The sequence below is a fragment of the Bacteroidota bacterium genome (assembly GCA_039714315.1).
In the GTDB taxonomy this organism is placed as follows: Bacteria; Bacteroidota; Bacteroidia; order Flavobacteriales; family JADGDT01; genus JADGDT01.
Genome location: JBDLJM010000092.1, coordinates 1 through 12,798, shown reverse-complemented (window position 1 = coordinate 12,798; position 12,798 = coordinate 1). Strand labels below are relative to the sequence as shown.

At 34.2% G+C, this 12,798-nt stretch carries 10 protein-coding genes; 3 read left to right on the top strand and 7 right to left on the bottom strand.

Annotated elements, in window-relative coordinates:
- The first annotated feature begins 222 nt into the window (after positions 1-222).
- A complete protein-coding gene (locus ABFR62_09640; protein ID MEN8138685.1) occupies positions 223-579 on the top strand; it encodes an ArsC/Spx/MgsR family protein in 357 nt (118 codons plus the stop codon).
- A gap of 50 nt (positions 580-629) precedes the next feature.
- Here the strand turns inward: ABFR62_09640 and ABFR62_09635 are convergent, their stop codons facing one another.
- From ABFR62_09635 to ABFR62_09625, 3 genes are all read right to left on the bottom strand, one after another.
- Positions 630-1,184 (bottom strand): PepSY-associated TM helix domain-containing protein, encoded by a 555-nt coding sequence (locus ABFR62_09635; protein ID MEN8138684.1) that lies wholly within the window; start codon positions 1,182-1,184, stop codon positions 630-632.
- A 30-nt stretch (positions 1,185-1,214) separates the two neighbouring features.
- On the bottom strand, positions 1,215-1,766 hold the full coding sequence (locus ABFR62_09630) for a hypothetical protein (GenBank protein MEN8138683.1): 552 nt from the start codon (positions 1,764-1,766) through the stop codon (positions 1,215-1,217).
- Between the two features lie 136 nt (positions 1,767-1,902).
- Positions 1,903-2,916: an NAD-dependent epimerase/dehydratase family protein gene (locus tag ABFR62_09625; protein ID MEN8138682.1), complete on the bottom strand. Its 1,014-nt coding sequence runs from the start codon at positions 2,914-2,916 to the stop codon at positions 1,903-1,905.
- A gap of 1,006 nt (positions 2,917-3,922) precedes the next feature.
- Between ABFR62_09625 and ABFR62_09620 the strand changes: the two genes are divergently transcribed.
- Positions 3,923-4,666, top strand: coding sequence for a uroporphyrinogen-III synthase (locus ABFR62_09620; protein MEN8138681.1), 744 nt, complete (start codon positions 3,923-3,925; stop codon positions 4,664-4,666).
- Positions 4,667-4,882: 216 nt separating this feature from the next.
- Here the strand turns inward: ABFR62_09620 and ABFR62_09615 are convergent, their stop codons facing one another.
- Positions 4,883-6,055 (bottom strand): GNAT family N-acetyltransferase, encoded by a 1,173-nt coding sequence (locus tag ABFR62_09615; GenBank protein MEN8138680.1) that lies wholly within the window; start codon positions 6,053-6,055, stop codon positions 4,883-4,885.
- A 78-nt stretch (positions 6,056-6,133) separates the two neighbouring features.
- Here ABFR62_09615 and ABFR62_09610 point away from each other — a divergent pair, with 78 nt between their 5' ends.
- On the top strand, positions 6,134-7,273 hold the full coding sequence (locus ABFR62_09610) for a DUF819 family protein (GenBank protein MEN8138679.1): 1,140 nt from the start codon (positions 6,134-6,136) through the stop codon (positions 7,271-7,273).
- An 87-nt stretch (positions 7,274-7,360) separates the two neighbouring features.
- Here ABFR62_09610 and ABFR62_09605 read toward each other — a convergent pair whose 3' ends face one another.
- The 3 genes from ABFR62_09605 to ABFR62_09595 all read right to left on the bottom strand — a co-directional run bounded on the left by ABFR62_09605 (position 7,361) and on the right by ABFR62_09595 (position 12,472).
- On the bottom strand, positions 7,361-7,837 hold the full coding sequence (locus ABFR62_09605) for a hypothetical protein (GenBank protein ID MEN8138678.1): 477 nt from the start codon (positions 7,835-7,837) through the stop codon (positions 7,361-7,363).
- A 227-nt stretch (positions 7,838-8,064) separates the two neighbouring features.
- Positions 8,065-10,767, bottom strand: a complete 2,703-nt coding sequence (fdhF, locus tag ABFR62_09600) for a formate dehydrogenase subunit alpha (protein MEN8138677.1) — start codon at positions 10,765-10,767, stop codon at positions 8,065-8,067.
- Between the two features lie 58 nt (positions 10,768-10,825).
- Positions 10,826-12,472, bottom strand: coding sequence for an NADH-ubiquinone oxidoreductase-F iron-sulfur binding region domain-containing protein (locus ABFR62_09595; GenBank protein ID MEN8138676.1), 1,647 nt, complete (start codon positions 12,470-12,472; stop codon positions 10,826-10,828).
- Between the last annotated feature and the right edge of the window lie 326 nt (positions 12,473-12,798).

Sequence of the window (12,798 nt, the reverse complement as noted above, 5' to 3'; positions counted from 1 at the left end):
TCAATATTTAATTGTTTCAATAGTTGAAAATATTTTAGAAACTTGCACTTGTAAATACAATATCAGCATACAAGACATATAAATTATTAACAGATGAAACTAGCATGACATAATTTTAACAATTTTGACCCACAGGGGAATGTTAAAATTTTGTTTTGCGAACACCATCCCTGCCTGCAAAACGCAGTCAGGCAGGTGACCAAAACATAAAATTATTAACAGATGAAAAAAATATATCACCTCTCAACATGTTCTACAAATAAGAGAATCCTAAAGGAAATTTCTCCTATTGATGAATTTGAAATGCAGGAAATTAAAGAGTTTCCTATAAGCGGTGAACAACTAGACGTTATGAGGGATCTATCCGGATCTTATGAAAGTCTTTTTAGCAAAAGAGCCCGGAAATACAAGGAGATGGGCTTAAAGGACAAGAAATTAAGCGAGGATGATTACAGATCGTATATCCTGAGTGATTATACTTTTCTCAATCGGCCGGTTGCAATTATTGATGATAAAATTTTTGTTGGTAACTCAAAGAAAAATGTTGAGGCTCTAAAAAAAGAAATACTCGGAGTTTAATTTAATAGTCTGTTTTTCACTGAAAACTCAGGTTGCAAGATTCCTGTTAATTAAATAACCAACATCAAAAATACCACAGGTATCAGTAAACCTAACACGGTCCAATATAATCCATACTTTGTGATTCCATATTTTCCTTTTACCAAAAACAGTCCGGTAATGGAAACAATAATTAAAATCACTGCAAAAACATCGGAAAACCATACCCATAACTTTTCCCTGTTATAATGGAGAAAGTTAAACTCATAGAAAAAAGGCCTTTTACTCAACACCTCAACAACGGCCGTATTATTAACTATATCAACAGTACCTCCTTTAACAAAAACCCTTACAGAACCATCATCTCTGATGAAATGTTTTTTATAATCCAGGTGTGGAGCAATCTCATCTACCAACTCTTCCATGCTAAGTTTGGAGTGCTGTTCACTTAGTACGATTCTATCTTTCGAAATAATATAGCTCGGATTCCAGTCCTCAATATGGTTGAGGGAAATTCCTGATATTGAATACATCACAATTAAAGAAAAAATTAAAAAACCCAAGTCCCGGTGAATAACACGAAACCAAACACGCCATTTTCTTTTCTTATACTTCTCTAAATTCATATAAAAGACTTTGATTCAATAATAATTATATTAGTCTAATTTTCTGAAAGAAATACCGTCCACGTGATATACCGATTTATAACCTTTATCGGTTAAAGCCAGTTCCTGACGTAATTTTTTTACCTGTTCCTCTTTTTTAAGCTGCTCTTCCTCCTCTTCATGTCCTTCTCCATCACCTTTACCATCGTGCTCCTCTTTCATATCGTCTTCGAGCTGATTAATATAAGCCTCATCAATACGGAATTCTTTCAATGTGCCTTTAACCTCAATATCCCCGCCGATTAACTCAGCATCAAATCCGGTAATTTCACCTCCCGCTTCAATCTTTATTCTTAAGTCTTCACTACTGCCAAAAACAAAGGCTCTTTTACCCGAATGTTTACACACATGATCAACAGTACCTTTAAATACAACTTCTTTATCAACCAGTGTTTCTTTCTGTTCCAAAAGCTGATCGACACTTAAAACTGCCTGCTCTTTATTCTCTATATTTGAATTTTCCTCAGTTTTTGCCTTATCGTTATCATTATTACATGACAAAACACCTAATGCTAAAACGAATAATAATATAACTCTTTTCATGTTTCTATAGTTTAATATCAAATTACTTAACAAACAAATGTATCATTAGTAACAAAACAAATGAAGGATAAAAATCATGTTTTGTCAGCCCATTGAATAATATCGAAATTATACATCAATTATTTCGATAACTGATTCAGGATTGATGTTCTTTTCGGAAAATAGTTGAGACCTCCTTAATAACATCCTCCATCTTTTGAAATGAGAATGAAAGTTCTTCTTTTATTTTACCATTATTGAAACGGTTGGTATTTACAGAACTTCTGGCAGAATACTTACTTAGTTTATGCTCGGTTCCAAAAACAATACTCTTTAGGAGATCAGCACGCCAGGCTATTGAAAGCATCCATTTCATTGCTTTAAACTTTGGAGGACTAACCTGAAGGTTATCGGCTATAGATGTAAAAATATCTTTATATCTTAAATTTCCTGAGCTAACAATAAACCTTTGGTGTTTCACTTTTGAATTCATCAGGGCTATCATGATTTTTGCTACATCATTGACCCCCACAAAGCCACTCATCCCTTCGGTATAAAACTTCATTCCTTTTTTTACCATCGGGAAAAAATTTCCGGTGCCTGAATTCCAGAAACCGGGTCCCAGGATAATAGAAGGATTTACAATTACCGAATTTAACCCTTCCTCTACTCCACGCCACACCTCCATTTCTGCTCCATTTTTCGAAATAGCGTAGCCACTGTTATCAGCATCAGGATTCCATTGATTATCTTCGGTAATTTCGGCCCCATTTAAGGTTTTTCCCAAAGTTGCAACAGAACTAACATGACAAAGTTTTTCGATAGAATTATTAAGACACATGTTAACAACATTGGCAGTACCTTCTATATTTACCTTATTCATTAATTTCTCCGATTCGGTATCAAAGGCTATTACAGCTGCAACATGGTAAACTTTAGTCACACCGACAAATGCCTCCTCCAGTGAAGGGACATCTAAAATTTCGGCTTCAACCCATTCAACCTTATCAAATAACTGTTGTGGTTTATCGCAATAATAAGAAAAAACGTTTTTTACAGTTTGCAACTTACTTTTACCGCGATACAAGGCCTTTACCTTATCCTCTGTTTGCAATAAATGGTAAAGCAAATGCGCACCAAGCAAACCTGTAGCTCCTGTAACAAGTATCATGATGCGAATATATATAAAAATTAGAGTGGTAAATTCAATAATTTAGAAATTAAATGCAATATGGCTGATATTACTATATCTAACTTATATATTTGCAAGATCAATTTTTCACCAGATGGAAAATTGAAAAATTCAAATTCTATAATTAAAAAAGCTATTGCTTAGGGCTGTATATGTTTAATTCCATTTTAATATTTAAAATGTTAAGATACGATTGGATAAGTATCGTTATAATTTCAATTTTTGCACTTCTGGCTTTAAACAACTTCATGTATGAAAAGCGGTTTAGAGCTTTGATTCTTGGTTTTTTTAACAATCAGTATTTTTCTAATTATAAAAAATACTCTCCTTTAATCGTAAATACATTCAATATAATTTTTCTGCCGATCAATTTATTTTCATTTGGGTTGATATTCTTTTATTTCGCAAAACACTATTTTCCCGGGCTATTTCCTGAATATGATTTTAAAGCGTTTTTAACTATAATTATTCTTTTTTTACTGTACTATTTATTAAAAGGAATAATATCTCTTTTATTTAATTCCATTCTATTTAACATTAAAAATTCACGTGAATTTTTGTTTTACAAAATCAGCTTTAGGAATCTAACATCTATTATCATGTTGATTCTCATAGCATTACATCAATTCTCAAGTCTTCCTCCAAATATTACACTGCTAGTCTTAATATCAGTGTTTGCTACATTTTATGTTTTTGGTTACCTTTTTTCTAGTTATCAAATAGTTGAAAAAAATAACTATTCGATTTATCATATTATTTTATATCTTTGCGCACTGGAAATCGCACCTTCATTAATATATGTGAAATTCGCAATTTTAATGTTAAATGTTGATTTTTAAATACTTGAATACAAGTAGAGAAATTAAATTTTAAAACGTGGTGTTTTATTAGTGACTTAGTCCACTAATTTATAATATTTTCAAATTAACCATGAATATACTATACCTAAAACGCCATCAGAACATTAAAATTATGATGTAAGCTGATGAAAGTAAAAACTATTTTGGTTTCTCAACCGGAACCTAAGACAGAGTCGTCTCCCTATTTTGACCTTGCCGATAATCAGAGAATAAAGGTTGATTTCAGACCATTCATACATGTGGAAGGTCTAGAGGCTGCAGAAGTAAGAAAACAAAGAATTGATCTTGGTGAATTTTCAGCTGTAATTCTTACCAGTAGAAATGCTGTAGACCATTTTTTCAGAATAGCTGAAGAAATGAGATATCAGGTGCCGGATTCATTAAAATATTTCTGTCAGTCGGAAGCAGTTGCTTTCTACCTTCAAAAATATATCGTTTATAGAAAACGTAAAGTTTATGTTGGTAAAAGATTGTTTAGCGATCTTATGAAACTAATGAAGAAGCATAAGGATGAAACATTTTTATTACCTTCTTCCGATGTTTTAAAACCGGATATTCCAACGCAGCTTGACGAAGCAAAAATAAAATGGACAAGAGGGATTTTATTTAAAACTGTACACAGTGATTTATCTGACCTGGATGAGGTGACCTACGACATCCTGGTATTCTTTAGCCCGTCAGGGATTCAGTCTTTATTTGCAAACTTCCCTGAGTTTAAGCAGAATAATACCAGAATTGCCACTTTTGGGTCTACAACATTAAAAGCAGCTTCAGAATTAGGGTTAAAAGTTGAAATTAAGGCCCCTACCCCTAATACTCCTTCAATGACAATGGCTCTTGAGGATTATATTAAATCGGCCAATAAATAAAGAAATTTATTTTTTAGATATAAAAAAGACCATCGTAACGATGGTCTTTTTTATTTTTATAATTATACCAATTTTTAGTCTTTCACAAAATGTAAGATGTTTAGTTATTTTTTTAAACATTACGCAAAACGTAATCAAAACAAAAATCCCGCTAAGGCAGTATTATTAACCTCACTGTAGGTGCATAAACTTCCCGTCGAACTCACACAAATATTATTAATTGTCAATCGGGTACCTGACAAACTCCTTTTTCCTGTCGAGTAAATAGCGATATGTAACATGCGTTGATACCTTTTTAGGCCCTATATCACCTATTGTTCTCAGCATTTTTGTATTGTAATCGCCTATCCAGGAGAACTCAATTTCCTTATACTGCGATTTATTGAATACTTTATTTATTTTATAAAATATAAGTGCTTCTATCCCGTGCTTCTGATATTCCGGAGCTACTCCTATAACCAACGACCTGACTCTGTTAATAGGGTTCTTTCTTTTATAATACAAAAGCTTAATAATATTACTGAAGCTTAACTTTCCATCAATCCTTTTAATAAGCTGGTTTACATCAGGGATTATTATTGCTAGAGAAATAGGCTTACTTCCATCGTAAACTATCCAAACTAACTTTGGGTCTAAAATGAACTTTGCCTCCTCCAGCATTTTTAAGATATCATCTCCTGTAATAGATGTGAAATCTTTCTTAAATGATGACCAGATAACATTAAAAGCATCTGCCAGATCATTACTGAAATCCACTTTTTCGGAAAATTTGAAATGTCGTGCTCTAAACCTCTTCTTTTCATCAACCCACTTCCCTATTCTGAACATTCTATCAGGGACATTATTGGTATTCATACGGAAAGAATATTGTTTATAAAAAATTTTGAAACCAAACTCTTCAAATTGCTTCTTATAATATTTAGGATGATATTGCATTCCGTACATTGGCTGTACATAACCATCATATAATAAGCCCCAATTATTAAAATTTTCACCTAAATTAATGGGGCCGTCTACTGCCTCAATTCCAAACTCTTTTAGCCAGTTAATCGCAGTATTAAACAAAAGATATGAAACTTCCAAATTGTCAATGCTTTCATAAAACCCAACCCCTCCGGTTACCATACCGTAAACATCAGCCTTATCGGGGTGAAAGAATGCTGCAATTCTACCCAATACCTTAGAACTACTATCAACAATTATCCAACGCTTTGCCTTTCCATCTATTAAAAGCGGGTTTTTCTTAATATTAAAATGATTCTTTATATCTATATCCAGGGTAGGCACCCAATTATCATCATTGTCGTAAATATGATAGACCCCGTATAGAAACAGCTTTTCGGTTTGTTTATCTGTTACTTCTATAAGTTTATAACTTTCAGTAATCATTTCTTATTTTCAATTTGATAAGTGAATCATTTATATATTTTTACAAATGACATATTTAATTGCAATATAATCACAATTATGAATGAATTTATTATAATAACAATATACTTTGTTACTCCGGCATTACTGATCTGGCTTTCAAAGAAAATTGAAATTCTAAATAAGATTGGGGTAGTAGTTTTAAGTTACATTTTTGGCATCCTTCTGGCATTATCAGGGATACTTCCTGATAATGTATTAGAACTTCAAAATCTCTTAAATACGATTATTATTCCTATCTCTATTCCTTTATTACTGTTCTCTACAGATATTAAAGCTGTTAAAAATTTAGCCGAAAACTTTATTAAATCATTATTAATAGGATTGATATCGATTATCATAAGCATAGTTTCCGGTTATTACCTGTTTATGCATAATTCTCCAAAAGGTAATGAAGTTGCAGGTCTGCTAACAGGAGTTTATACCGGTGGTACACCTAATTTAGCTTCAATAAAAGCAGCCCTGAATATAGATTCTTCTACTTATATCTTAGTACATTCAACTGACCTACTTATAGGAGTATTTTATTTATTATTCTTTTTAACAATAGCTCAAAAACTGTTGAACAAATTCCTTCCCAAACATTCAACTGCAACAGGCTATGATAGCTACTCAGGAAACTATCTTGAGCAAATAGATATTATTGCAAATTTTTCTTCAGGAAAAAGAAAAAAATCTATCCTGGCAATTAGTGCTTCAATAGTGATATTCGGTTTCGGAGGCGGATTAAGCCAGCTCTTTCCGGAAGAGTACGGTACAACCGTTGCAATTTTAAGTATTACAACCTTTAGTATAATGCTGTCTTTCTACAAACCTGTTAATAATATAAAACAAAGTTTCTCCATTGGCATGTATTTAATTTTGGTGTTTAGCATCGTAGTTGCATCAATGGTAAACCTTGAATCAATCGGGTTTGAAACTTTAAATTTACTCTACTATGTTACTTGGGCAATGTTTACAACTTTTGCTCTACAAATTATCCTTGCAAAAATATTTGGTATAGATTCTGACATCACAATTATCACTGCTACTGCATTAAGTATGTCCCCTCCATTTGTACCGGTTGTGGCAGGAGCATTAAACAATAAAAACATTGTTTTCCCCGGTATAACCATTGGAATAATTGGATATATAATTGGTAATTATTTAGGCGTTTTTATGGCTTATACTCTTAAATAATTACTCCAAAAAAAAATCCCAATTCACTAATAGTTAATTACTACCATTGAATTGGGGTATTGTATAATATATTATATACTAAATATACTATTGTCCAAGATCGCCAAGAAGAGGAATTTCTGATGCTAATTCTGCACTAATTAAAGCATCTACTTTATTTTCTGCCTGAAAATATCTAACAACCTTTACAGGAGGTAGTTTATTTATCATCTTATTGAAGTACTTCTTCTCAAGCTTATTTAAATCAGCATTCAACTGAATCTTTTTCTTCCAGATTTTTGTAGCTTCCTTATCAGTTAACTGTTCTTCTGTTGATTCGAAGTAGCTTTTAAGTAAAAAATAAAATTCTTTTTTAAGTTCAAATTTCTTAGCATTATATTCGTCATATAACGGCCAAAACACTTCACTCTCTTCGTTGGTAAGGATCATTGCATCGGCAATAAGAGCTTTCTTTTCAACCTTTAGAGTCTCTTTTTGTAGCTCCAGGTAATCCGCTTCGTTATTCTGTGCTGATAGCCCCGATCCAATAAAGATAAAGACTATTACAAGCAGTAAATTTCTCATAGTTAGTAAGATTTGATTAAGATAATTTGTTTACACAAATAAAGATAATAAATTATTTTTTAACAAAGAAAATCCTACATAAATAGTATTCTAAATATTGTTAATATATTAATATACGGCTACTTAATTAGTTAGCAACTGAATATACCCTACTTAAGCTATGTTTTTAATAAAAAGTCCGACATTAATAAAACACCGGACTTTATAGTAAACAATTTTTTCTCAGTTTAATTCAATTTTTCAAAATCAACCGCTACAACCTTGTACTCAGGTGTAAGTGTTTCCATATCTCCAACATTTCCGGTTATCATATTAATGAAAACTTCGGGTTGATGAAATGTGGTTCTCACAACTCCTTTATCGACATCTTCCGATATTTTTGCAATAATTTCAACTCCGCCTCTATCAGAAAAAATCCTAATTTTTTCCTTATCTGCAATTCCCTTAAGCTTTGCATCCTCCGGGTTTATTTGCAGATAATCGGTAGGAGCAATTTTTTGATTATCGGTTCTACGTGTCATTGTTCCAGAATTGTAATGCTCCAACATCCTGCCGGTAGTTAAAATAAACGGATATTTTTGCGAGTGCTCCAACAATTCGGGACTTTCCTGAAAGTCGAAATAATGGAATCGTCCTTTACCTCGTTTATAAGTTTCCTCATGAAGAATCTTTGTACCTGTTCCATCCTCAGATACAGGCCATTGAAGCCCGTTTATTCCTAATCTGTCCCAGGTAATTCCTTTAAAGAATGGTACGACATCAGAAATTTCCTCAAGCAAAATTTCGGCGTCATAACCTTTTTGAGGGTATCCCATTTTATTCATTATATCGACCATTATCTGACCATCTGATTTTGTATTTCCAATCGGGTCTACAACTTTGTTAACTCGCTGAACCCTTCTTTCTCCGTTGGTAAAGGTTCCGTTCTTCTCAAAGTAAGACGAAGCCGGTAAAACAACATCTGCAGCCTCGGCAGTAACCGACATAAATAATTCCTGTACAATAAGTAAATCGAGGTTGGCAAAAGCCTTTTCTATATGCTTAGTGTTAGGATCTGTCATCAGGGTATCCTCTCCCATTATCCAAAGGGCTTTAAATTTACCGTCTATTGCTTCATTAAGCATCTCCGGAATCTTTAAACCTTCCTTTTCTGGCATTTTTTCTACACCGTATTTTTCGGCATAGTATTTTTGAATTTCTATATCGTTTATATCAAGATATCCTGCTCCCTGATGTGGCTGTACGCCCATATCGGCTGCTCCCTGAACGTTGTTTTGTCCACGTAATGGATTTAACCCAACACCTCTTTTACCAATATTGCCGGTCATCATTGCAATGTTTGCCAGTAGCATTACTGTTTTACTGCCCTGATAATGTTCGGTAACTCCCAATCCATGGAATTCCATTGCTCTTTCGGCTTTTCCATAGTCTATGGCAGCATTTTTCACCTGATATGAACACAATCCGGTAAGTTCTTCAAGCTTAGATATATCGATTGAGAGTATATTATTTTTAAACTCTTCGAAATCTTCGGTTCTGGCCTCTACACTGTCATAATCAACAAAGCCCTCTTTTATAAGATAGTAGGCAAACATATTCAATGTAGCAACATTTGTACCCGGCCTTAACTGAAGGTGATGAGTTGCAATCTTTGCCAATTCAGTTTTCACAGGATCTATAACGATTGATGTTTTACCCTTCATAAACTCCTGTCTTAGCTTAGCCCCTGTAACAGGATGAGCGTGTGTTGGATTGGCTCCGACTACCAGGAATGCATCCGTTTTAGTGATGTCTTCAATAGAATTGGTTGCCGCTCCTGTACCAAAAGCCTGTTGCATTCCATGAGCGGTTGGGGCATGACAAACCCTTGCACAACCGTCAATATTGTTTGTACCAATAACCACCCTTATAAACTTCTGCATAAGGTAGTTTTCCTCATTTGTTGCCCTTGAAGAAGAAATACCTCCTATAGCATTGGCTCCATACTCTGATTTTACCGAGACTAATTTATCTGCAATATAATCGTATGCTTCATCCCAGCTTACTTCCTCCAATTTACCGTTTTTGCGAATCATAGGTTCTTTGATTCGGTCGGGATGATTGTAAAACTCAAAAGCAAAACGTCCTTTTACACATGTATGACCAAAATTAACCTCTGCATCAACTGGTGCCTGAACACCTTTAATACTTCCGTCTACTACCGATACATCAAGCTGACATCCAACACCACAATAAGTACAGGTTGTCCTTACAACTTTATCGGCTGCAATTGTTTTGGTTTCGTACTTATCAGTGAGTGCTTCAGTTGGACAGGTTTGAACGCAGGCTCCACATGAAACACATGCTGATAAATCGAAAGTTGTGTCAAAACCTTTAATTATACTGTTTGCAAAACCTCGCCCCGACATTCCAAGTATCATTTCCCCCTGAATTTCTTCACAGGCACGCACACAACGATAACAGTTAATACATTGCGAAAGATCTGATTTTATATATGGATGGGCAGTATCCGGTTCCAGGTAAAAATGATTTTCTCCCTCGGGATATCTCACTTCAAAAACACCTATTTGTTCGATTGTTTTCTGGAACTCCGTAGCTTTTTTTCCTTCGGGAGCCTTTATTTTGTCAGCCGGATAGTCTGTTAGTACCAATTCGGTAATATTTTTCCTCAATTTTAATATTCTCTCCGAATCGGGGTAAATATACTGACCATCGGCTACCGGAGTATGACAAGAAGCAACTGCTTTTGCAGGTCCGTTTTTTTGTAATGCCAAGTCAACCGAACACACACGGCAGGATCCAAAATTTTCTAAATTATCTGCCTGACACATCGTTGGAATTGAATCACGACCATTGATCCTTCTGACAAATTCCAATATTGTTTCGCCTTTCTTAATTTCGTGGGCTTCGTTGTTTATATATGCTTTCATAATTTTAGCAAAGTTCATTGATTTGTATGTAAAGAAAATTCATGAATTTTCTTTACAGCTAGATAAAATAATCATTCAATTCATCTTCGAAATACATCATTGCATTTTTAATTGGCAATGGTACTCCTCCTCCTAATGCACACAGCGATCCAATCTCTAAAGTTTCCAAAAGATCATTGAAAAGTTCTTTGTTTATCTTATAATCTTCGTTTTGTGCTTTTATTAGCATTTCGTGACCTCTTTTCGATCCAATTCTACACGGATAACATTTTCCACATGATTCATCTGCAGTAAACTTCATTAGATGATCGATAAATTTAATCATCGGAAAATCCTTTGGAATGGAAACAAAACTTGCATGCCCCAACAAGAATCCGTTTTCGTCAAGCGACTCAAAATCCAGAGTGAGGTCTTCAATTTTTTCAACAGGAACAATTCCGCCCAAGGGACCGCCTATTTGTATAGCTTTAATATCAGCTTTAAATCCTTTTCCAAACTCTTCGAAAATAGTTTTTAAAGGTGTACCCATTTCTATCTCAAATACACCGGGATTATTAAAAAATCCATCCAAAGAAACAAGTTTGGTCCCTTTGGATTTTTCCGTTCCCAAAGCCGCATAAGCTTCGCCACCATTATCAAGTATCCATCCTATATTTGCAAATGTTTCTACATTCGACAAAACAGTTGGCTTGCCATAAAGGCCTTCTACTGTTGGATATGGGGGACGTACTCTAACCTCCGGCCTCAAACCTTCTATCGAGTTTAAAAGTGCTGTTTCCTCACCACAAACATATGCTCCCTGACCGCGAATAATTTTGAAATTGAAATTAAATCCTTCTATTCCCAGAATATTTTCTCCCAGCAGATTTCTTATAGTCAATTCATCTATCGCTTCTTCAACTCTTCTTATTGAATTTGGGTACTCTCCTCTTATATAAAGTACTCCGGTATCTGCTCCAATTGTTATTCCCGATAACATCATACCATAAAGTACCTTGTGAGGGTGTTGCTCCAATAAATACATGTCGGAATAAGCCCCCGGGTCACCTTCATCGGCATTACAAACTATGTATTTTTGACCTTCTTCGGTTTTTGATGCTGAATCCAGTTTAAAAAAGAAAGGGAATCCGGCTCCACCTCTACCCCTTAAATTGGACGTTTGCAACTGTTTAATTACTTCATCTTTTTTTCCAATCCACTTAGTTATAGGCTCGTAGTAATCGCCTACATTTCCAATTTCAGAACTTAAAACAGGAGTAGAATTATGACCGGTTGAATATTTATTTTCTTTCGATTTTTTTGTGTCTATTATCTCTTTTATCTCCTCTTCAGAATTGGCCGAATATGTTTTATCGTCGTACATAAAAGCCGAATTACTGTGGCAATGTCCCAAACAAGCTGCATGGCCTATTTCGTCCTCTTTGAAATGAACTCCTAATTTATCGGCTAAATTTTTCTGAGTGCCGGCACATAAGCAGGCAGTACCATTACAAATATGTACTTTCTTATTTATATTTTCCGGCTTTAGAAAATCGTAAAAAGTAGATGTTCCCAATACTACCGATTCACCAATGTGAAAATCGGATGCCAGTTCTTTCAATCCTTCCTCCGAATCTGCTACAACAGATAGCTTCGAAATATTATCGAAAAGATTGTCGTCCATACCTTTACGATATGACAGTGTTCTAATATTTTTCCCAGACATTATTATATATGCTTTATTGTCGTTACATTAATTCAGTTTTACAAATATAGAGATTACAATATGGGATTAAAAATGAATTAGAACATAAGTACGATTATAAGTTGTAAGGTATTAATTGTGTTGAATGCAAATAATTATTCTGTAAACTCCATAATTAATTACGCCCTTAGTTTCTAAGCAGTATAATATCATAGCGACCTTAGCTTAAATCTCTTTACGGACTTTGAGTGGAATGGGTAATTATATGTTTCACGCAAAGAGCGCGAAGCTTTTCGCAAAGGACGCAAAGTTTTTATAAATTATTTACAATCCTGTGGATATCATTT